Annotated in this window: 16 protein-coding genes; 7 read left to right on the top strand and 9 right to left on the bottom strand. The window is 40.0% G+C overall.

What is annotated here, in order from left to right; all coding sequences use genetic code 11:
* Nucleotides 1-5: 5 nt before the first annotated feature.
* The 3 genes from DWB61_RS05960 (at nucleotide 6) to DWB61_RS05950 (ending at nucleotide 6119) form a co-directional block, all read left to right on the top strand.
* A complete protein-coding gene (locus tag DWB61_RS05960; RefSeq protein ID WP_125029986.1) occupies nucleotides 6-1700 on the top strand; it encodes a type I restriction-modification system subunit M in 1695 nt (564 codons plus the stop codon).
* Between the two features lie 2 nt (nucleotides 1701-1702).
* Nucleotides 1703-2998, top strand: coding sequence for a restriction endonuclease subunit S (locus DWB61_RS05955; protein WP_125029985.1), 1296 nt, complete (start codon nucleotides 1703-1705; stop codon nucleotides 2996-2998).
* Nucleotides 2999-3116: 118 nt separating this feature from the next.
* Complete coding sequence (locus DWB61_RS05950) at nucleotides 3117-6119, top strand: type I restriction endonuclease subunit R (RefSeq protein WP_125029984.1); 3003 nt, start codon at nucleotides 3117-3119, stop codon at nucleotides 6117-6119.
* Nucleotides 6120-6404: 285 nt separating this feature from the next.
* Here DWB61_RS05950 and DWB61_RS05945 read toward each other — a convergent pair whose 3' ends face one another.
* Nucleotides 6405-7316, bottom strand: coding sequence for a peptidase associated/transthyretin-like domain-containing protein (locus DWB61_RS05945; RefSeq protein ID WP_125029983.1), 912 nt, complete (start codon nucleotides 7314-7316; stop codon nucleotides 6405-6407).
* A gap of 399 nt (nucleotides 7317-7715) precedes the next feature.
* On the opposite strand from DWB61_RS05945, the gene DWB61_RS05940 reads away from it, so the two are divergent.
* Both DWB61_RS05940 and DWB61_RS17730 read left to right on the top strand, forming a co-directional pair.
* Nucleotides 7716-8096: a hypothetical protein gene (locus tag DWB61_RS05940; RefSeq protein WP_125029982.1), complete on the top strand. Its 381-nt coding sequence runs from the start codon at nucleotides 7716-7718 to the stop codon at nucleotides 8094-8096.
* A 358-nt stretch (nucleotides 8097-8454) separates the two neighbouring features.
* Nucleotides 8455-9237, top strand: a complete 783-nt coding sequence (locus tag DWB61_RS17730; protein WP_197091132.1) for a helix-turn-helix domain-containing protein — start codon at nucleotides 8455-8457, stop codon at nucleotides 9235-9237.
* A gap of 30 nt (nucleotides 9238-9267) precedes the next feature.
* Here the strand turns inward: DWB61_RS17730 and DWB61_RS17665 are convergent, their stop codons facing one another.
* Entirely contained in the window at nucleotides 9268-9411 is a 144-nt protein-coding gene (locus DWB61_RS17665) for a hypothetical protein (protein ID WP_156190159.1), read from the bottom strand.
* Nucleotides 9412-9953: 542 nt separating this feature from the next.
* Here DWB61_RS17665 and DWB61_RS05930 point away from each other — a divergent pair.
* Complete coding sequence (locus tag DWB61_RS05930; protein ID WP_191984767.1) at nucleotides 9954-13316, top strand: methylmalonyl-CoA mutase family protein; 3363 nt, start codon at nucleotides 9954-9956, stop codon at nucleotides 13314-13316.
* An 82-nt stretch (nucleotides 13317-13398) separates the two neighbouring features.
* On the opposite strand, the gene DWB61_RS05925 is transcribed toward DWB61_RS05930, so the two are convergent.
* From DWB61_RS05925 to DWB61_RS05895, 7 genes are all read right to left on the bottom strand, one after another.
* Nucleotides 13399-13950, bottom strand: coding sequence for a hypothetical protein (locus DWB61_RS05925; protein WP_125029981.1), 552 nt, complete (start codon nucleotides 13948-13950; stop codon nucleotides 13399-13401).
* A gap of 16 nt (nucleotides 13951-13966) precedes the next feature.
* Nucleotides 13967-14188, bottom strand: a complete 222-nt coding sequence (locus tag DWB61_RS05920; protein ID WP_125029980.1) for a hypothetical protein — start codon at nucleotides 14186-14188, stop codon at nucleotides 13967-13969.
* A gap of 137 nt (nucleotides 14189-14325) precedes the next feature.
* Nucleotides 14326-14793, bottom strand: a complete 468-nt coding sequence (locus tag DWB61_RS05915; protein WP_125029979.1) for a hypothetical protein — start codon at nucleotides 14791-14793, stop codon at nucleotides 14326-14328.
* A gap of 207 nt (nucleotides 14794-15000) precedes the next feature.
* A complete protein-coding gene (locus DWB61_RS05910) occupies nucleotides 15001-17511 on the bottom strand; it encodes a S9 family peptidase (RefSeq protein WP_125029978.1) in 2511 nt (836 codons plus the stop codon).
* 378 nt (nucleotides 17512-17889) lie between these two features.
* Nucleotides 17890-18312, bottom strand: a complete 423-nt coding sequence (locus tag DWB61_RS05905) for an OsmC family protein (RefSeq protein ID WP_125029977.1) — start codon at nucleotides 18310-18312, stop codon at nucleotides 17890-17892.
* A 13-nt stretch (nucleotides 18313-18325) separates the two neighbouring features.
* Nucleotides 18326-18892, bottom strand: a complete 567-nt coding sequence (locus DWB61_RS05900) for a cysteine hydrolase family protein (RefSeq protein ID WP_125029976.1) — start codon at nucleotides 18890-18892, stop codon at nucleotides 18326-18328.
* 29 nt (nucleotides 18893-18921) lie between these two features.
* Nucleotides 18922-19815 carry a LysR family transcriptional regulator gene (locus DWB61_RS05895; protein ID WP_125029975.1) on the bottom strand — a complete coding sequence of 298 codons (894 nt, stop codon included), beginning with the start codon at nucleotides 19813-19815 and terminating at the stop codon, nucleotides 18922-18924.
* A gap of 151 nt (nucleotides 19816-19966) precedes the next feature.
* On the opposite strand from DWB61_RS05895, the gene DWB61_RS05890 reads away from it, so the two are divergent.
* Complete coding sequence (locus tag DWB61_RS05890) at nucleotides 19967-21964, top strand: urocanate hydratase (protein ID WP_125029974.1); 1998 nt, start codon at nucleotides 19967-19969, stop codon at nucleotides 21962-21964.
* The last annotated feature ends 34 nt before the right edge of the window (nucleotides 21965-21998 follow it).

Genomic DNA, 21998 nt, shown 5'->3' with positions numbered 1-21998 from the left:
TTTAGATGGCAAAAGCAGATATCGATTTTGAGAAGGAACTCTGGAATGCAGCGAACGAGTTAAGAGGCGCCGTATCGGAGAATAACTATAAAAACTACATATTACCCCTGGTGTTTTTAAAGCACCTAAGCGAACGATACGATATTGTTCAGGACGAATTGGAAGGCCTGATGGAAGACCCCAAGTCGGACTATTACACCACCGATAAGGAAGAGAAGACCTATGTGTTGGGCGACCCCGACGAATACCGCTCGCGCAATACCTTTGTGGTGCCCAAAAGCGCAAGCTGGCAATACCTGAAAGACAATGCCGGGCAGGACGACATAAAGGTGAAGATAGACGATGCCTTTGATGTGCTGCAGGATTTACTCACCGCGCACAATGGGCAGTTGGTGAATTTGCTGCCTCGTATTTTTGTGAAGAGCGAACTGTCGGCCAAGCAAACAGGGGGTATCATTAACCTGCTGTCGCACCCTAAGTTTTCCGAAAAGGAGAATCCCGAAAGCGATATTCTGGGCCGTATCTACGAATTTTACATTGGCCGCTTTGCCATGGCCGAAGGTTCGGGTGCCGGACAGTTTTTTACGCCCGGCAGCATTGTGCGCCTGCTGGTAGAGATGCTGGAGCCCTACAAGGGGCGTATATTCGACCCAGCCTGTGGCAGCGGCGGTATGTTTGTGCAAAGTCTTAAATTTATAAAAGAGCACGGCGGCAACAAAAAAGACATTGCCATATACGGACAAGAGATGACCGCCCAAACCTTGCGTTTGTGCCTGATGAACCTTTTGCTGCGCGATTTATCTTTCGATATTCAGCTGGGTAACTCCTTGTTGGCTGATAAATTTCCGGAGCTGAAAGCCGATTATATTATTGCCAACCCGCCCTTTAATGTGAGCAACTGGCATCCCGAAGATTTGCCCGAGGGCGATCCCCGCTTGTTTGGCCCCAAGGAGGAGTTCACCACCGATGGCAGCGCCAACTACATGTGGATGCAAACCTTTTGGAGCCACTTAAGCGATACCGGAACAGCAGGAGTGGTTATGGCCAACGGCGCCATGACCTCGAACACCAAGGGAGAGCGAAACGTGCGCCAGCATATGGTTGACAGCAGCATGGTAGATGCCATTGTGCGCATGCCCGATAAGCTGTTTTTAACCACCGGCATACCGGCCTGTTTGTTTATTCTGAGCAAAAACCGCGATGGCAGGGATGGCACGCATCGCGAACGAAACAAGGAAATTCTGTTTATTGATGCCTCAAAAATGGGGACCATGGCCAGCCGAAAGCTGCGCGTTTTCTCCGACGAGGATATCCATAAAATAGCCAACTCCTACCATGCGTGGCGTGCTTCAGGAGCGGTCACTGAGCGGAGTCGAAGTGCGCTCACTGAGCCAAAAACAGAAATGCAATCACCAAACGGTGAAGAAGTGCGGTCACTGAGCGGAGCCAAAGTGCGGTCACTGAGCGGAGCCGAAGTGTACCAAGACATAGCCGGCTTCTGTAAAGCCGCCACCTTAGCCGAAGTGCAACAGCAGGATTACAAGCTAACACCCGGCATTTACGTAGGCAGCGAAGCCGAAGAGGACGACGGTATCCCCTTCGAAAGCAAAATGGCAAGCTTAAAAACACAATTGCTAGCCCAGTTCGAAAAAGGCGAAGAACTTAAGAAACAGATTGTGGCTAACTTCGATAAACTGTAGGCATGAGAGAAGATTGGAAAACATATAAGCTCCCAGAACTTGGGACAATTGCTAGAGGAAAATCAAAGCATCGACCTAGAGATGCTTCTCACTTATATGGTGGGGAATATCCATTTATTCAAACGGGTGATGTAAAAGTTTCAAATCATAGATTAAACCAACATACTCAAACATATTCAGAGGATGGATTGGCTCAAAGTAAATTATGGCCTAAAAATACAATGTGTATTACTATCGCGGCTAATATTGCAGAAACAGCAATATTAGATTACCCTGCTTGTTTTCCTGATAGTATCATCGGTTTTATTGCTGATGAAACATTGTGTGATATTGATTTTGCAGAATATTTGATGCAATACTTTAAGAAGCAAATACAATCACATTCGATAGGTTCTGTGCAAGAAAACATTAATCTTGGGACTTTTCAGAGAGTTGAATTTAAAGTTCCTCCCCTCACAGAACAAAAACAAATAGCCTCCATACTATCCGCTCTCGACGACAAAATAGAGCTGAACCTGCAAATGAACAAAACCCTGGAAGAGATGGCCATGGCACTCTACAAGCATTGGTTTGTCGATTTTGGGCCTTTCCAGGAGGGAGAATTTGTGGATTCTGAGCTAGGCTTGATTCCTGAGGGCTGGGAAGTGAAAAGATTAGATTCGTTAGTTAACTTTTCTAATGGCTATGCCTTTAAAAGTAAGCAATTATTGAAAAATACAGAAGATGATTGTTTTCATGTATTTAAAATGGGGCATATTCAGAAAGGTGGAGGATTAAAAGCAAATGGAACTAAAAGCTGGGTGAGAAAAAATGACTGTACAGGCTTAGATAAGTATATTTTAAAAGTCGGAGATATACTTATGAGTATGACCGATATGAAAGATAATATGACGATTCTAGGGCATACCGCACTAATGAATGAAAACCAGAAATACATTGTTAATCAGCGTGTAGGTTTATTGAGGATTAATAATAAGGTAAATGTAGGATACCCTTTCATTTTTATGCTAACAAATAGTTTTGACTATATCGAAAGATTAAGAAGTCAAGCTAATAGTGGGGTTCAGGTTAATTTATCTACGGATGCGATTAAGTCTTCAAAAGTTGTTACTCCAACGGAGTCTATTAATGAAAAGTTTCATCAGATTACTTTACCATTATTTGAACAGATAAATAAAAATGCGATAGAAAACCAAACCCTCACCCAGCTCCGAGATACCCTCTTGCCCAAACTGATTAGCGGAGAGGTTCGGGTAAAGGAAGTTCAGGAAATGGTTTCGGAAGCTTTAGTCGGGTAAAATTAAGGGACAAAAGACAAGTTCCAAGGATAAAGTGACAAGGAGTAAGGATAAAGGAACAAGGATAAAAAGGCAAATAATAAAATTCAAAATACCCAAGATAAAACCCCAATGCCCTATGAAACTAATGATTGAAAGCACGGTTCAGAATGCGGCTATAGAGTGGCTGCAAAATTTGGGCTACCGCCATCAGGAAGGCAATTCGCTGCAGCGCGAGCTTAAAAAGGTGGTGCTCGAGGACGATTTAAGAGCCTTTTTGCAAAGCACTTACCCGGAGCTTCCTGCAACGGCCATTAGCGAGGCCCTGTCTGCATTTACCCAGCACGAGGGCATGGATGTAGACCACCGCAACCGCGACTTTCATCGAAAAATGACACAGGGCATTGCTATTTCGTGGAAAGATGCGCAGGACAAAGAGTACGCCAGGCACATTTACCCCATCAATTTTGCAGAGCCCGACAAAAACAGCTTTGTTTGTGCCGACGAGGTGAAAATCGAGGGCAAAAACAACCGCCGCTGCGATCTGCTGATTTTCATCAACGGCTTGCCCGTGGTGGTTTTCGAATTCAAAAACGCCTTCGATGCCAATGTGGGTATCGACAATGCTCATGGCCAAATTGGGCATTACCTGTTGGATATTCCGCAGCTCTTCGATTACAACGCCATCACCATACTATCCGATGGTATGCAGGCCCTGCACGGCATGTACAATGCGGCCATGGAGTGGTTTGCTCCCTGGAAAAGTCTGCAGGGAACCGATACCCGGCAAAAGGTCGAATTGCAGCTGGAAACCCTGCTTTACGGTCTCTTTCCCAAAGCCAGGCTTTTAAACTACCTGCAACACTTTATTTTTCACGAGGATCACAACGGGCACATCATTAAAAAAGGCGCCAAGTACCATCAGTATTGGGGCATTTGCAAGGCGGTAGAATCGGCACGCAGCAATATCAAGCCTTTGGGCGATGGTCGTTTGGGCGTTATCTGGCATACGCAGGGTTCGGGCAAAAGTATCTCTATGGCTATCCTTACGGGGATATTGCGCAGTCTGCCCGAACTGAAGAATCCTACCCTTGTGATACAGGTGGATCGATCGGATCTCGATCAGCAGCTCTACGAAAGTTTTGTGCTTTGTAAAGATTTGGTGGGCGATGTGCAGCATGCCGACACCACCGATGAACTGCGGGAACTCTTGAGTGCCGAGGGGGGCGGCGTTATTTTCACCACCATCGAAAAATTCCGCTTGAAAGAGTTGGAGGAGGGAAAAGAAGTGGCGCACCCAGTGCTGTCGACCCGCTACAACCTCATTGTAATGGCCGATGAGGCGCACCGCACCCAATATGGATTTAAGGACGGCGGTTTTGCTCAGAATATCCGTAAAGCCATGCCCAATGCCTCTTTTATTGGTTTTACCGGCACACCGGTTGATGGCAAGGGCGCCGATACCGAACTGGTTTTTGGCGAAACCATTCACACCTACGATATTAAACAGGCGGTGGAAGATGGCGCTACCGTGCCCATTTACTACGAACCCAAAATGGTTCCCCTAAACATTAAAGCCCAATACAGCCAAGCGCTGGACGCGATAGAAGAAGAGGAAGACGAAAGCACACAAATGGTTTGGGCGGCCATTGAAGATGCGGCAGGTGCCGAAGACAGAGTGAAAACGGTAGCCAGCGAAATTGTAAAGCATTACCAAGCGCGAACGGCTGCCTTGCCGGGAAAAGCCATGATTGTGTGCATGAGCCGCAAAAACTGCGTGAAAATGTACGATGCCATCACGGCACTGGAAGGCTGTCCGGAAATTGCCGTAATCATGACTTCCAATATCGGCAAAGATCCGGTAGACTGGAATCCGCATGTGCGAACCAAGGACCATATGGAGGCCATTAAAAAGCGTTTCCGCACACCCGGCGATCCGCTGAAAATTGTGATTGTCCGGGATATGTGGCTCACGGGTTTCGATGCCCCTTGTGCGCATACCATGTATGTGGATAAGATTATGAAAGGGCACAACCTGATGCAGGCCATTGCACGGGTAAACCGTGTGTTCGGCGACAAACCCAATGGTTTGGTGGTCGATTTTATTGGTATTTCTGATTTTCTGGCGCAAGCCACCAAAAAATATACCGGCAGCGGGGGCGAGGGCAAACCCACTATTGATATTGAAGCAGCGGTGCACTTGTGTTTGCAGCAATTAGCCAGCGTGAAAGCCTTACTGGGCCATTTCGATTTGGAAAGCATTAATGCCCTATCGGCCGGAGATAGAATGAAATGGTCCGAGGCATTGGTGAACGACCTGCTGCAAACCGATGCCTTAACGGATGCCTTTTTGCGCGAAGAAAGAAAGCTGACCGAACTGGTTGCCATGACAAACTCCGATGAGCGCATTTGGGCCATTCACGAAGACATTGCAGTGGTTCAGGCTTTTCGGGAAGCAATTCGCAAAATTAAAGTCCCACCGGGGCCGCAGCGCAAAAAGAACGAGCGCATAAAAGACCTTATCAGTAAATCCATCGAGTCGCATAGTATTGTCGATTTAGCAAGCATGTACGATCTCGATAAAATAGATATCTCCATTATTGACGATCGCTTTCAGGCCATGGTGAAAGATAAGGGCAGCGAGAACATTAAGGTGGAACTGCTGCGGCGAATCATCAACGACGAGCTGAAAGTGAGAATGGCCAAGAACATTAAAAAGACGCGCAAGCTAAAAGAGGAGCTGGAGGCTGTTTTGAGCAAATACCATAAAAACAGTCTGGATTCCATTGCGGCTATTAAGCACCTGTTGGATATTGCCACCGAATTTAAGGAAGACGACAAACGAACCAAAGAATTGGGTTTAAGCGAGGATGAGCTGGCCTTTTACGATCTACTGTCGGCCAACGGAAAGCTGCTGAACACCCAAGGGCCCATTCAGGATTTGGTGCACAAAGTGGTGGCATCGGTGAAGAAAAACCTGCAGCTCGACTGGGCTAAAAAAGAGGAGGCCCGTGCTGCTATTCGTTTGGCTGTAAAAAAAGAATTGAAAGGAAAAGTGCCCTTTTCGGAATTGGATCAAATCCTAAAAGAGGTGATTGAGCAGGCCGAAGGTCAGTATGCCGATTGGCCTATGGTGGGATAATATTTTTTTTAAAAATTTGCGTACAGACGCAATGCATTGCGTCTGTACTTTACGGATATCATTAATCGCAATAATGGTGCTACATCGCGTCTGAATGAATGTAATATGGGCGCAATGCATATGCAATAAATTTTGATAATGGATACGCCAAGTTTTTTTAGGATTGCCTTTAGGGGATTTAGAGGTAATCGTAGAGAAACGCGATAAATTGTGTCTGTACGATTATAGGCAATAAAAATCCCCCCTCTCATGCGAAAGTGGGGGATTCCTATACAGACTTAGGTCCTAATTAAGTTCAGGTTCCATCAAAAAATTCATCTCTACGGTTTGCCCTTCGTTGTGTACCAGGGTAACTTCCTGTGCTTTGAAATTTTTAGCCTCAACCCGCATGGGGAAAATACCCGTTTCGATATTCTTGATTTGGTAGCCGCCTTTTTTTCCTCGGCATTCATGATCGATTTTCAGAGCAGGGATAATGATGTGTACCCCTTTTAAAGCTTCTCCGGTTTCCTTATTCTGTATCATGCCTTTTATGGCCAGCTTGCGGGTTCCCGGATTTTCTTTTCTGGCTGCAAGTTGATAGGCAGCAAACAGTTCAGGATCACTTTTCTCGAAAGTGGAGCTCATCACCTTATTCAATCTAAGATTAATGATGTTGTTAATATCTTTAATGATGAGATCTTCTTTTTTCTTTAGTGTTTTGTTTTTCTTTTTGATCTCCAGGGGCTTATTTATGATCATTCTGTATATTTCTGTTTCATTTTTTAAATCCGTTAAGTTTTCGGCTGTTATACCGACATCAATTAAGTTTTCGCCCAAATTTTCACAATCTGTAATTCTTTGGTTTGCTTCGTTAAAGAGAATACCATCGGTGCCATGTAGGTAATGACTGGCCGAATGGGTGAATGCCTTAACTTTTTCAGGCTGGTCTATTTTCATGTAATAATTAAAGAACAATTGATTAAAACTCGACAGCAAATCGGCAAGCGTTTTTTTATCGCTGTATTTTATAGCGGTTACCACACTTGTATTTTCTGTTCTTTGTTTGTGAACATTTTCCAATTCTTCTCTAAGAGGCGAAATCTTAATTGTAAGTTCAGCAACCAGCGGTTTTGCACTCAGTTTGATATTATTTATGGCTATAAATTCTTCAACACTTAGTGCTCTGTTGTGTGCAGCATCATATTGTTTGTACATATCAGATGGTTTTTTGCTGACAATTCATATTAATTTAAATTTTATTGTCAGCTGGTTTATATCATGTATAAGCTGTTGATTTTTATCCGCATAAGTCTCTATTCTTATTTGAATAATTAAAAGACATATTCTTAAGGATTTGCTCCTTACTCAAGTGCCATTTTAGGGTGGTTTTTTCTCTTTAGGATCATAAACTTCCATAGCATCAATCATTTAAGTTTATAAAAGATTCCGATTAGTATTCCGTCTTCATTCTTGAGAAATTCGTCTGACTTCTCCTATATTTCTGATCAACTGACTTTTAGGTAAATCCGAAAATCAGTAGCGTTTTTAGGGATTTTCTCTCTGTCAATCAGTTGTTTCTTACTAGAGTGTTCAGCATGCCTATTCTATTTAGATGTGTTGTATTCTTCAGATTGTAAAGCTTTACAATCTGAAGCCGAAGCTTTACAATCTGAAGCTGAAGCTTTACAATCTGAAGCCGAAGCTTTACAATCTGAAGCCGAAGCTTTACAATCTGAAGCCGAAGCTTTACAATCTGAAGCCGAAGCTTTACAATCTGAAGCCGAAGCTTTACAATCTGAAGCCGAAGCTTTACAATCTGAAGCTGAAGCTTTACAATCTGAAGCTGAAGCTTTACAATCTGAAGCCGAAGCTTTACAATCTGAAGCCGAAGCTTTACAATCTGAAGCCGAAGCTTTACAATCTGAAGCTGAAGCTTTACAATCTGAAGCCGAAGCTTTACAATCTGAAGCCGAAGCTTTACCTTCTGAAGCCTAAGTCTTGTTGCTTCTTACTTAGCCTTTTCAATCTAATAACTCATCTTGTTCTGTTCGGCCGTCTGCTATTTTGTATTTGTAAGCTCATTGTCCATTTAAGACTTTTATTATTTTGACAATATGTTTCTCTTTTTATAAAAAACAGATTCGTTTTAAAGATTAAGCTATTGGTGCTTAGAATGATATATTTTCTATTTTAAAAGGAATTAACTGTCTATCCTATTTCCTATGTTAACAAAGTTCGGAAAAGCCAATTCGTGAAAAAATACCCACTAGAGCGTATTTTTTTTGACAAACGATATGTTTTAATCGACTAGATAATGTAAATTGAGGTTTTAAAAGCTCAGTAATTTAGAATTATGCTTGTTCATGACTCTACTTTTATCACTGTCGATTATATTGAATCGAAGAGCTTGCTTCTTTCAAAATGGAAGCAGGCTTGTATATCTGATGCTGATTTTATGCATGAACTGGTTTTATGTCGGGATTTGTGCAGCAGGTTTTCAGCGAAACGAATGATTATAGATCAGGAACAATTTTGTTTTAAGATACCCCTCGAAATATTTACTTGGCTCGAAGATGAGTTTAACCTGCCTGTTTATAGGGCAGGTGTTGAGGATTTGGCTTTTGTGTTGGCACGCGATTCCAATACACAGTTATCGGTCATGAATTTTTTTGAAAAAGCCGATTCTGTTTTTAACCCCATTTTTTTTTATGAGCAGCAACAAGCTATCGATTGGATAACGGCAGATAAAAAAGAAAAGGGAAATATCGAATTTAATCGTCCTCCAGAAGCATTCGAACCCTTTATCGACATTAGCTTGAATCCTGAAAAAACAACAGCCACCATTCAGCTCGAATTCCCAATTGATTCTTTGCCTCACAGCTTGAATACCCTTAAGCAGCATATGAAAAAGATGAATTTTATGCGAGAGAATTGGTCTAAGTTTTTGTCTCTAACCAAACGGGAGAAGAACATTTTAAAACTGCTGGTGAAAGGATTCCAAAACCAGAAAATTGCTGAAAAGCTCTACATCTCCGAAATGACGGTGAAAACACACAGACGAAATATCATTAAGAAGTTAGATGCTAAGAATCTGATCGACTTGTATAAGTATACTCTAACTTTTAATTTGATTTAAAACGGTTTAATAATGAAGTGTTCATTTTGTTTAAGCTTCACCCATTATATTCAATATAGAACCTTTTTTTTGCCCTGATCGTGCTAAAAATATTTCATTTTGCTTAAAGCCAGTTTTGATATTAAATTGGTAGGACTTACGCCATGATATAAATCGATAATGTTCGTGATTCATCAGATTCCCCTTTTAAAGGGAGAAACAGCAAGTCTATCCGGCTGAATATCCGACGTTTATTTTATAAATCAGGATGCCAGAGGCTTGAGCTTGTGTTTGATAGAAGCTAAAATAGAGGAATGGTCTATCTATCATCTTTAATGATTCTTTCTAGTTTTGAAGACAAAGATAAGATCACTTGCCTTACTAGTTTGCTTCGTTGCCCCTTAAGAGACTAGATGGAGATGTGAGCTTATTTAAAAACACTCAGCCTGTTTTAAAATGGGTGAAACGATATGCTTTTTCTTTCTCCCGATAATTAGGCCTGTAACTCATTCTTTAGCACATCGTTTATCGTTCTATAAATTGATGGGAAACATGATTGAAGAATTATTAAAAATACGATCCCGATCTAATAATAAAACACTAAAACCTCTTTATTACGGACTTTCAGGGCTATTATCATGTAATAAAGCTAGATGTTAAGTACTTATATCCAGATACATTCATATATTTATTGTATATTAATCATCAAATTAAGCCAAGAATTAACCACAAAGCCTATGTACATTCCAAAGAACAAAATTCGTATTGTGACTACAGCCTCGCTATTCGATGGTCATGATGCTTCCATAAATATCATGCGACGTATTCTGCAAGCTTCGGGAGCCGAAGTTATCCATTTAGGACACAATCGTTCGGTTCAGGAGATCGTCGATTGTGCTATTCAAGAAGATGTTCAGGCAATCGCCATAACCTCCTATCAAGGAGGACATAATGAATTTTTCAGATACATGCGAGATTTGCTTATCGAACGAGATTCTGAACACATTCGAATTTTTGGAGGCGGAGGTGGTGTGATTCTACCTTCCGAGATTGAAGAACTGGAAGCTTATGGTATTTCAAAAATATATTCTCCTGATGATGGTCGGGTGCTTGGTCTGCAAGGTATGATCGATCATTTACTTGAGAATTGTGATTATCCGACTGGTAAAGAGGTCGGTTTTTCTCTTGATGAGCTAAATAAAACCAATCATTCAGCTCTGGCTCAGATGATTTCAGCTGTAGAGAATTATCCGGAAATGGTTTCTGATTTAATGGAGAGGCTGAGAGTTGAAGAAAAGAAATCCAATTCTGTAACGCTTGGTATTACAGGAACAGGAGGAGCGGGGAAGTCGTCTTTGATTGATGAGGTCATTCGTCGATTTCTGGATGTGTATCCAGATCTGCAGTTGGCTGTTATCTCTGTTGATCCTTCTCGTCGTCGTACCGGAGGTGCCCTATTGGGGGACCGTATTCGTATGAATTCAGTGCATTCTCCTCGTATTTATATGCGTTCTCTTAGTACTCGTCAAACCAACTTAGCTTTATCTAAACACATTAAGGATGTGCTGAGTATCACAAAGAATGCTGGTTTCGATTTGGTTATTCTTGAAACCTCAGGTATTGGACAGTCTGATACGGAGATTATTGATCATTCTGATTGTTCACTTTATGTGATGACTCCTGAGTTTGGTGCTGCCACTCAGCTTGAGAAGATTGACATGTTGGATTATGCCGACATTATTGCGATTAACAAGTCGGATAAGCGGGGGGCTTTGGATGCTTTACGCGATGTGAGAAAGCAATATCAGCGTAACCATTTATTATGGGAAAGGGAGCTCGAAGATATGCCGGTATTTGGAACGGTAGCTTCACAATTTAATGATCCGGGAGTGAATGCCCTTTTCAATGCTATAAGCAAGAAATTGAGTGAAATTTGCCCCGCTGTTTTTGAACTCGAAAATCGAATTAAATTGGAGGTGAGTGAAAAGATTCAAGTGATTCCACCCTCTCGCGTACGTTACCTTTCTGAGATCTCGGAAACGATCAGAAACTACAATAAACACTGCGAAGACGAGTCAGTAAAAGCGGACTTGCTTTATTCGCTGCAAAAAACAAAGGAAAAGCTTCAATCTGATAGTAAAAGTGATCTGTCTCTTATTTCGAAACTCGAAGCATTAATAGCGAATACGGAAGATCAAATCGACAAAGAGAATCTGAGAATCATTAAGAATTGGCCAGAAAAGAAGAAGCAGCTCTCAGAGGATTTTTATGAATATCAGGTTAGAGGGAAAGAATTCAAAATTGCGACTAAAGGTGAGACTTTATCTCACAATAAAATTTCAAAGATTGCTTTGCCAAAATATAGATCTTGGGGTGATATTTTGAAGTGGAACTTGAAGGAAAACGTTCCGGGTGAATTTCCTTATGCAGCAGGTGTTTTTCCATTTAAGCGCGAGGATGAGGATCCCATACGTATGTTTGCAGGAGAAGGAGGACCTGAACGAACCAATAAACGTTTTCATTACCTTTCTAAAGGGATGCCTGCTGTTCGTCTGTCTACCGCTTTCGATTCGGTGACCCTTTATGGAGAAGATCCACATGAGCGTCCCGATATTTATGGGAAAATAGGGAATGCTGGTGTTTCAATCGCTTGTTTGGATGATGCTAAAAAACTCTATTCTGGTTTTGATCTCGTATCAAGCAAAACGTCCGTTTCGATGACGATTAATGGTCCTTCGGTAGCTATGGTGGCTTATTTTATGAATGCGGCTATCGATCAGCAATGTGAAGTTTATATCAAACAGAATGGTTTAGAGAAGGAAGTTGAAGAAAAACTTGAAGTGATATTTAAGAAAAGGAAAACAAATCGTCCAAGCTATCAAGGCCAACTTCCTGAAGGCAATAAAGGTCTTGGGCTCATGTTGTTGGGTGTGACTGGAGATATGGTTTTACCATCTGCGGTTTATCAGAACATTAAGGCTGAAACGATTTGCCGTGTTCGAGGTACAATTCAGGCGGATATCCTTAAGGAAGACCAGGCGCAGAATACCTGTATTTTCTCTACAGATTTCTCATTAAAGCTAATGGGAGATCTTCAAGCTTATTTTATCGATCATGAGGTAAGAAACTTTTATTCTGTATCTATTTCGGGTTACCATATTGCTGAAGCTGGAGCTAACCCGATCAGTCAATTGGCTTTCACCTTATCAAATGGTTTTACCTATGTGGAGTATTATTTGTCGCGAGGCATGGATATTAATGCTTTTGCACCTAATTTATCATTTTTCTTCTCAAATGGCATAGACGCGGAATATGCCGTTTTAGGACGTGTTGCTCGTCTGATCTGGGCAAAGGCCATGAAATATAAGTATGGGGCTGACGAGCGCTCTCAGAAGCTGAAATACCATATTCAGACCTCAGGACGATCCCTTCATGCTCAAGAAATGGATTTTAATGATATTAGAACGACTTTGCAGGCTCTTTATGCGATTTACGACAATTGTAATTCATTACATACAAATGCCTACGATGAGGCTTTAACGACTCCTACAGAGGAATCTGTTCGTCGTGCCATGGCTATTCAGTTGATTATTAATCGGGAATTAGGTTTGGCGATTAATGAGAACCCAATGCAGGGCTCCTTTATTATTGAGGAGCTGACCGATTTGGTTGAAGAGGCTGTTTTGCTTGAGTTTGATAGAATTAATGAACGTGGCGGTGTGTTGGGTGCTATGGAAACCATGTATCAGCGAAATAAGATACAGGAGGAATCTTTATACTATGAAAGACTTAAGAATTCGGGTGGTTTGCCCATTATTGGCGTGAATACGTTTCTGTCAAGTACAGGCTCACCCACAATCATCCCTGAGGAGGTGATTAGAGCTACTGAAGAGGAAAAGCATTACCAAATTAGTACGATTGAAGACTTACATAAGACCTATGATGAGGAAGCTAAGCTGACTCTTAAGTCTCTTAAAGAGAAAGCTATATCTAATCATAACTTATTTGATACTTTAATGGAATCTGCTAAGTACTGTTCTATCGGTCAAATTACCCATGCACTCTTCGAAGTAGGTGGTAAGTACCGTAGGAATATGTAGTTTAATTCTAGTTTGATAGAAATAAAATAATCCCAATCTGATTTTATTCAGCTTGGGATTATTTTTAGTCTTTGGGGAGATTCTATTTACTCTTTAGTTCTTTAGCTTTATTTACTTTGTTTTCAAGATCTTTAACGCTCTTTTCAGCTCGATCAATCTTGGCTTTCTTTTCTATATATTCCTTATCTGAAATAGATTTTTCTTTTTTATTTCTTTCGAGTTTCTCTTTCGATTTTTTTATTTTCTCTTTAGCAGTTTTTATTTTATCATCTTTTTCTTTAACAGCTTTATCCAATTCTTCGGCCTTTTGGTCTTTAAATAATTTGGACTGACGAGCTCTTTCTTGTCCAAATTCTTTACCCTTTATGGTTTTATCTTTACCATATGCATGGCCTTTCTTTTCTATATCAGTTTCAAGCTCTTTTTTTTCAGTTTTAATTTTGTCTTTTTGCTTGTGTTCTTTGACCTTTAATTTATCCTTCTTAGCTTTTCCTTTTTTCAGGATAGAGTCTTTTTGTACTTTCTGAACTTTTTCAATTTTAGCTTTGTTCTTTTTTTCTTTTTGAGCAAGTGAAATTTGGCTTGTACAGACCATTATACAAAACGATACCAGGATTATAATGTATTTTTTCATAGCAATATTTTAAAATTTATAATTCGTCTAATAACTGATCAAGCTCTTTGGCTGCATCATCGATTTCATCCTTAGCTTTCTCTAATTCATTGGCTATTGAATCAATTTGATTGACCTCAAGATCTGAATTCTCAATTTTAGGCGTTTGGGATGTGTCCTTTTCGGATTTTGTTTTCTTCTCGGCACAACTGATAAATAAGAGTGCAGAAATCGCTAGGATAGAAAAAATATTTTTCATAACTAAATGGGTTTAATAAGAATGAGGTAAGCAATTAAAGATAGTGAAAAAGAATTTATTATTTGAAAAGAAAAAATCCCAACCTGCAAGTTAGCAAGTTGGGACTTTTGAAATAAATTTATTTGAATTGTAGTGCCTTAGAAAACATATCGAACAGATAGCGCAAAGCCATCGCCCCATACACCTGAATAACCCACCAAATTGAAGGCTGGTTTCCAGTCTACACTTAAATTAATGGGAATCTCTCTGATATTATATTCCAGACCTAAAATGCCATCTAAACCTAGAATGGTATAGTCCTTACCATCATCTCCCCAGTGAGCATGATCTCCATCCCAAAAACCCAGGTGAGCCCCAAAACCATAATACCAGTTAAAACCTGGTTCGTTGAAGGCTCGAGCATGAATTTCGTATAAACCGGTCAGGTTTACGCCTTGCCATCTCGATGAAATGATCCCTTCTAAGGCTACATTATTACGTATAAAGTGCTTGATAGTTAATCCATTTGCCGAACCCCCTCTAATTCCAATTCCAGTACCGTAATCTTGAGCCTTAGCAAGTGTGCAAACACAGAATAGGCTTACAATTAATAACAGTTTTTTCATAATTTTCAGTTAAATGTATTGTGTGATGTTATATAAAGCAAAAATAAACAATTTTGAATCCTTATGCATAAACTATTTGATGGTAGAAATATTGTTAGTTGTCTTATCTTTTTCTTGAAAAAGTAATATTACCGGACTATATAAATTTTAAATCCCGATCTGCAAGGAGCAAATCGGGATTTATATATTCTTGGAATTGAGGTTTTACTACTTCTTAGGCAGATCCTTTTGCATTTCTACATAATCAGCTGATGATCTGAAATCATTTAAAAGATATTTACAAAAATATTCGCCACGTAGCCAGAAAGAGTATTCACTCATATTTCCGAAGCTATGACGCTGACCAGGGTATAAGAAGAAATCGAATCGCTTGTTAGCCTTAATTAAGGCATTGGCCATTCTGATACTGTTTCCAGGGTGAACATTATCATCAATATCACCCGTTACAATCATCAATTTCCCTTTCAGGTTTTTAGCCAGGCTAGGGTTGGTGTCAATCTTGTATTGGAAAGTGGTATCGCCCTTTTCGCTCACAATTTCTTTTACGCCATGGTGTGTTTCACTCCACCAGCGGTTATAGATGTTGTTATCGTGGTTTCCTGCGGCTGATACCGCTACCTTAAAGAAATCAGGATAGACCAACATGGCAGCAGTCGACATAAATCCACCACCTGAGTGACCAAAAATACCCACTTTATTAATGTCAATAAAGTTATGTCTGTCTGCCAATTGCTCCAGACCAACTTTCTTATCTTCCAAACCATAGTCTCTAAGGTTGCCATAACCGTAGTTGTGATACCACTTAGAACGTGCCGGGTGACCACCTCGATTACCCATTGTCACAACGATAAAACCTAATTGAGCCATACGATCAGCTCTATCCATACGAGTGGAAAAGCTTTTATAAACCGCCTCAGTTTGAGGACCTGGATAAACGTAAGTTAGAATAGGATATTTTTTATTAGGATCGAAATCGAATGGCTTGTACATTACGCCATAAATATCGGTAACGCCGTCGCCTGCTTTCACTTTAAAAGTCTCAGGGAACTTGTATCCCGTTTCGAATAAACGAGTTAGATCTGTTTCTTCAAGTTTCATCAACTTAGTTCCTTTGGAGTTGTAAAGCTCAGATACAGGAGCTGAGTCAACTCTTGACGAATTGTTCACGAAATAATGAGTTTGATCGTTCAAGTCTACTTTGTGGTCGAAATTTCCTTTGTTTAGCAATTGTAATCCCGTTCCATCAAAATTCACACGATATAAGTGAGAGTAGTATGGGTCTTCACCTTTTTCACGAGCATTACCCGTGAAATAAAGAACACGATTCTTTTCATCTACACCTTGAATTCTATCGCAATGCCAGGCACCTGAAGTGATTTGGTTCTTTAGCTTTCCTTCACCATTGTAAAGATAAAAATGTGCCCAACCATCGCGCTCAGACCAATGGATCATTTCTTTACCATCGTTTATAAAGCCTAGCGGACGCGTTTCGATATAGGTATTCAAACGTTCTTCGATAAGGACATTAACCTCACCAGTGGAGGTATTGGCAGTACAAATATCAACACGTTTCATATCGCGGCTTGTACGCTTAAAGTATAGCAGCTCGCTACCTTTATTAATCCATTTTGAGAATTTAACATCATCAGCCTCGTTACGCTTTTTTCTTGGTGCTGTTAAAATTGAAAGGGTCTGATCTTTGAAAGCATTAGCTTTTACTTTTACAGATGCTTTAGTTTCCCAATCAAATATCTGAAGCTCGTATTGAGGTGCTTCTTTTTCGCCAGCCATGTGGTATTTATAGCTTTCAAGCGTCGGACGACCTTTAGCAACTGAGTTGATTACCCATAAATCTTTTACTTCTCGCTCATCTTCACGAGTTAAAGCAAATTTCTTTGAATCAGAAGAGAAAGTCACGTATGCTTCTTTTCTCTTATCTTTTTCTTCTTCTTTCTCTCGGTTGGTTTTGCCATATGAGTTAGTACCATAGCAATAGTGCTCAACACCATCAGTGGTCAATTCATGTTCAACAATTGTAGAGTCCTTCTCATTCTTTTGCGCTTTTTTGTAGTTTTCAGCATCCATCCAATATAGGTTGTGATGCTTAGCGAAAATAACATATTCTTGATTTGGAGCGACTGATGCCCATTCTTTTTGCTCAAGTGGCTTTTTAAAATCGTCAAGAAGATTTAGCTTTTTTGAAGCCAATGTGTATTCGAAATGCCATACTTTATCAACCATTTTCTTTTTAGCATCCTTCTTCTTTTCTTCATCCTTTTCCTCTTCTTGTTTATCGCCGTCTTCCTCGTCTTTCTCCTCTTCCTCTACAAGCTTACTTTTAACCTGAAACTGAAGAATTGTTTCATTTTTGATGAATTTTAGCTTACTGATGTCAAGGTGTTGTGCATCGTATGGATCGCCCGTCAGGCGACTCATGTCTGAAGCCATTTTTACCACATCGAAGAGTTTGCTTTTGGTGTTCTTTATAGGATCGACCAGATAGTAAAACTGCCCTTCAGAAGTACGATACGTATACCAGAATTTTTCTCCTCCTTTTAGCCAGTGAGCTTGTACACTCGTTGAGTATACCATGTTTTTTAGTCGGTTTGGCGAAAATTTAGCTGCCAATTCAAAGTTTGCTTTTGTCACAGGTGTTTCCTGCGCAAAGACACCAAATCCTATCATGACCAATAGGAGTGTGAGTAAGTTTTTTTTCATTGTTGTTTATTTAGTTTTGAGTTGTCCAATCCCTCAAAAGTGAGAGATTCTCATTTAAGCCCACTAAAATAGATAACTGGGCAACATAAAACATCAATAAAGTTCAAATTTCGATAAATAATATAATTGACGGGATGTAATTAAGGTGCATTTTAAAATGTCATGATCATATCTCAAAAAAAGTGACAATCCTTTTTTAAGAGAATTGTCACCTTAATTTATCTATTATCAAATTACTAGCTTAAAGTTTCATATTGGTTCTATGACCGATGTCTGCCAACCTTAGGCACTCTTAAATACTCTAAGTACTTTAGGCACCTTTATTCAAATACGTGATCCCCGATTAAATAAACCATTAGCTATAATCACTTAGAGTCCCTATAATATCTGTTCGCCATTTAAAAAGAGTTGGTATTTAATTTCGACACTTGTTTGCATCGTGATAGAAACAGAACAGTATTTTTCAAAACTCAAGGCAGCTGCTCGGATGACTTTATCTGCAGGAATATTGCCTTTTAGATAGATTTTTAATGTCATAGCCTTAAAAGGTTTTGCTCCCAAAACGTCGTGAGTTTCGCCTTCTATATCCACAGAATAGGATTCAATAATTTGACGTTGCTTCTTTAGGATATAGATGATGTCTATGGCGGAACATCCTCCAACTCCCATAAGTAGGAGCTCCATAGGACTTGTACCCTGAACGTTTCCAATTGTAGAATTATCCATGAGTACAGGCACGCCGCTAGCGCCTTTGGCTTCCATCAAATAATCACCGTTTATTCTTTCAATAGTTACTTGCATATTTTCTTGTTTATTATACTGTTTTAAGTAGTTGTGCTGTGTTTAGTATGGTAGCGAATTCATCCTTTAAATTAGCTATCGAGATTTGATGAACCATTTCGGACGGGTATTTTTCACCCTGTAGGCCAATGCGATCAAAGGTTGCTGTGGCATCATCAATAAGAATCGTCTCATAGCCATAATTCCCTGCCATTCTTGTTGTAGTTGATATGCAATGGTTGGTCGTTAAGCCTACAATGACAAGGTTTGTAATGCCCTCAGTATCGAGTTGCTCTTTTAAATTAGTTCCTATAAAGGCAGAATTCACATTTTTAATGATTATTTGTTCTCCATCTATGGGTTTAACCTGATCACATATTTCAAAGCCCGCATGCGATTGATGTAATCTGGAATTGGGATCCTGCGAGCTATGAATAATGTGATAGATTGGCAAGTTTAAGCTTCTCCATTTAGCAAGAATTTGAGACGCTTTTTCCTCAGCATCCTTATTATTTCTATTGCCGCCCCAATAGGTTTCATCATCAAAACCTTTTTGAAGATCAACTAATAATAGAGCGGGTTTGCTTTCTCTTAATTTCATTGCTGCTATTTTAAAGGTAAAAACTTCAACTATTTCTTTTTTGGAATAAGTGTATCAATCAGATTATCAAGTACTGGGTTCATATTCATATTATTCCAAACCATTCTTAAGGTTGTTCGCTGTGGGATCATATTCAATTCTATAAATTTAATACCCATATCGTAACCCAACTTCAGTGATGTGGGGACTATAGCCACTCCAAACTTATTTTCAACGAGTCTGAAAATCGAAGAGGCATTAACCGTATAATGAGAAATAAGAGGAGAAAACTTACTATGATCAAATATCTGCATGACTTTTTCGTGATAAGATTCACTAAAAGATGAATCAAAAAGAATAAAAGACTCATCCTTAAGTTGAATTAAATCCTTAAAGTTGGATTCGTCAAGTTCATGATCCTTAGGAAGAACAAGCGAGAAGGTGTCTTCGAAAATGGATCGAATATTTATCCCTCTGGGAACACGTTCCATTCTGACAAAACCCACATCAATTTCCTGATTAAGTAATGCTTGAATCTGTTTGTCGTTGTCCATTTCGTTCAGACTAAAAAGGACTTGAGGGTGTTTGCTTTTATACTTTAGCAAGAGATCCGGAATCACTTTTTGCATGGCAGAACCCACGTAGCCCAATTTCAAGTTTCCATCCAGACCGTCATTCAACAATTTGGCATGAGCTATGATATCATCCAATCTCTTGAAAGAATTAGTTAACTCATTTTGTAAGTATAAGCCGGCTTTTGTCAGTTCTACTTTCCTGTTATGGCGTTCGAACAGGCTAATACCCAAATCCTCTTCCATTTGTTTAATCTGACGGCTCAATCCAGGTTGCGAGATATACAAGCGTTCAGCGGCTTTTCTAAAGTGTAGATCTTTGGCTAAAGCTAAGAAATACTTATAGTGTCTTAATTCTATTTGATTACTCATGGTTATTAAATCTTGACAAAACTAGTCTTGTTAGGTATCAAAACTAAGAATATCTTTGCTAATAATAAAATTTTAAAGAGCTACCTTTCAAAAGTTACTGAACTTTTTTAAGGTCAATCATATTTAGTTTGAATCTTTAAGTCGAAAAGTTATGACATTTCAAGAACAAATCTTGCAAGGTATTCCTTCGGAATTACCTGCAAAGAAAGCTTATCCAAAGGATGCTAACAGAGCTCCAAAGAGAAAAGATATTTTATCAGTAGAAGAGAAGAAATTAGCTATTCGTAATGCGTTGCGTTATTTTCCAAAGCCTTGGCATAAGGAGCTAGCATCTGAATTTGCTCAGGAGTTATTAGACTTCGGACGTATTTATATGTACCGATTCAAGCCTGATTATAAAATTTATGCTCGTCCAATTCAGGAGTATCCAGCACAGTCTCAACAAGCTGCTGGTATCATGATGATGATGCAGAATAATCTGGATCCAGCAGTGGCTCAACATCCTGAAGAGTTAATTACTTACGGTGGAAACGGTGCCGTATTCCAGAACTGGGCGCAATACTTGCTTACGATGGAATATTTAGCCACGATGACTAATGAACAAACTTTGCATATGTATTCGGGTCATCCTATGGGTTTATTTCCATCATCAACGGGAGCACCTAGGGTTATCGTAACAAACGGTTTGGTTATTCCTAATTATTCGAAGCCTGACCATTGGGAGAAGTTTAATGCACTTGGTGTTTCTCAGTACGGACAAATGACTGCTGGTTCTTTCATGTATATCGGTCCACAAGGTATCGTTCATGGAACAACCATTACGGTAATGAATGCTTTCCGCAAGATCTTGAAAAAAGGAGAGACCCCTGCCGGAAAGATATTCTTAACTGCTGGTTTAGGTGGTATGAGTGGTGCTCAGCCCAAAGCGGGTAATATTGCAGGTTGTATCACCATTGCTGCTGAAGTGAATCCTAAGGCTGCAAGTAAGCGTCACGAGCAAGGTTGGGTGGATATACTAATTGACTCAATGGATGAGTTGGTTGCACGAGTGAAGCAGGCTCAAGAAACGAATGAGGTGGTATCCATTGCCTTTATTGGGAATGTGGTTGATGTTTGGGAACGTTTTGATGAAGAGAACATCTTTATTCATATTGGTTCTGATCAAACTTCACTACATATTCCATGGACGGGAGGTTATTATCCTGTAGATATTTCTTACGATGAGTCGAACCGATTAATTCGTGAAGAGCCTGAACTGTTTAAAGAGAAAGTACAGGCAACTCTTCGTCGTCATGCGGCTTCGGTAAACAGTCACACTGCTAAAGGGACTTATTTCTTCGATTATGGAAATGCTTTCCTATTGGAAGCTTCTCGTGCTGGTGCTGATATTATGGCTGAGAATGGTATCGATTTCAAATACAAGTCATATGTTCAGGATATTTTAGGCCCAATGTGTTTCGATTATGGTTTTGGACCATTCCGTTGGGTTTGTGCTTCGGGTAAGCCAGAAGATTTGGATATGACTGATGAGATCGCAATGCAAGTTCTACAGGAGATCAAAGAGAATTCTCCGGAAGAGATTCAATTGCAAATGCAAGATAATATCACTTGGATTAAGGAAGCCAAGCAAAATAAGATGGTTGTTGGTTCTCAAGCTCGTATTTTATATGCGGATGCTGAAGGACGTTCGAAGATTGCAGAGGCATTTAATAATGCCATTGCAGCGGGGAAAATTGGACCAGTCGTATTAGGTCGTGATCATCACGATGTAAGTGGAACTGACTCACCATATAGAGAAACATCAAACATTTATGATGGATCTAAGTTTACAGCTGATATGTCTATTCACAATGTGATTGGCGATAGTTTTAGAGGAGCGACTTGGGTTTCTATCCACAATGGTGGTGGTGTAGGCTGGGGAGAGGTAATGAATGGTGGTTTTGGTATGTTACTTGACGGAACACCAGAAGCTGATGCACGCCTTAAAAGCATGTTGTTCTATGATGTAAACAATGGTATTGCACGTCGCTCATGGGCTCGAAATGATGAAGCCATGTTCGCTATCAAGCGAGAAATGGAGCGTCGTCCGGATTTAAAGGTTACTTTGCCTAACCTGGTTGAAGATAATTTGTTAGCTGATCTTTTTTAAAGATTAGTTTTGTGTAAAAGAGGAAAATGGGTTC

This window comes from Ancylomarina euxina (genome assembly GCF_003863355.1).
Classification (GTDB): Bacteria; Bacteroidota; Bacteroidia; order Bacteroidales; family Marinifilaceae; genus Ancylomarina; species Ancylomarina euxinus.
The sequence above is the reverse complement of the archived record's forward strand: the minus strand, read 5'-3'. Positions and strand labels throughout refer to the sequence as shown.

Excerpts from the sequence above, each read along its gene's own strand:
- DWB61_RS05960 (WP_125029986.1), top strand. The coding sequence starts at position 6 with ATGGCAAAAGCAGATATCGATTTTGAGAAGGAACTCTGGAATGCAGCG.
- DWB61_RS05955 (WP_125029985.1), top strand. The coding sequence starts at position 1,703 with ATGAGAGAAGATTGGAAAACATATAAGCTCCCAGAACTTGGGACAATT.
- DWB61_RS05950 (WP_125029984.1), top strand. The coding sequence starts at position 3,117 with ATGAAACTAATGATTGAAAGCACGGTTCAGAATGCGGCTATAGAGTGG.
- DWB61_RS05945 (WP_125029983.1), bottom strand. The coding sequence starts at position 7,316 with ATGTACAAACAATATGATGCTGCACACAACAGAGCACTAAGTGTTGAA.
- DWB61_RS17730 (WP_197091132.1), top strand. The coding sequence starts at position 8,455 with ATGCTTGTTCATGACTCTACTTTTATCACTGTCGATTATATTGAATCG.
- DWB61_RS17665 (WP_156190159.1), bottom strand. The coding sequence starts at position 9,411 with ATGAATCACGAACATTATCGATTTATATCATGGCGTAAGTCCTACCAA.
- DWB61_RS05930 (WP_191984767.1), top strand. The coding sequence starts at position 9,954 with ATGTACATTCCAAAGAACAAAATTCGTATTGTGACTACAGCCTCGCTA.
- DWB61_RS05925 (WP_125029981.1), bottom strand. The coding sequence starts at position 13,950 with ATGAAAAAATACATTATAATCCTGGTATCGTTTTGTATAATGGTCTGT.
- DWB61_RS05920 (WP_125029980.1), bottom strand. The coding sequence starts at position 14,188 with ATGAAAAATATTTTTTCTATCCTAGCGATTTCTGCACTCTTATTTATC.
- DWB61_RS05915 (WP_125029979.1), bottom strand. The coding sequence starts at position 14,793 with ATGAAAAAACTGTTATTAATTGTAAGCCTATTCTGTGTTTGCACACTT.
- DWB61_RS05910 (WP_125029978.1), bottom strand. The coding sequence starts at position 17,511 with ATGAAAAAAAACTTACTCACACTCCTATTGGTCATGATAGGATTTGGT.
- DWB61_RS05905 (WP_125029977.1), bottom strand. The coding sequence starts at position 18,312 with ATGCAAGTAACTATTGAAAGAATAAACGGTGATTATTTGATGGAAGCC.
- DWB61_RS05900 (WP_125029976.1), bottom strand. The coding sequence starts at position 18,892 with ATGAAATTAAGAGAAAGCAAACCCGCTCTATTATTAGTTGATCTTCAA.
- DWB61_RS05895 (WP_125029975.1), bottom strand. The coding sequence starts at position 19,815 with ATGAGTAATCAAATAGAATTAAGACACTATAAGTATTTCTTAGCTTTA.
- DWB61_RS05890 (WP_125029974.1), top strand. The coding sequence starts at position 19,967 with ATGACATTTCAAGAACAAATCTTGCAAGGTATTCCTTCGGAATTACCT.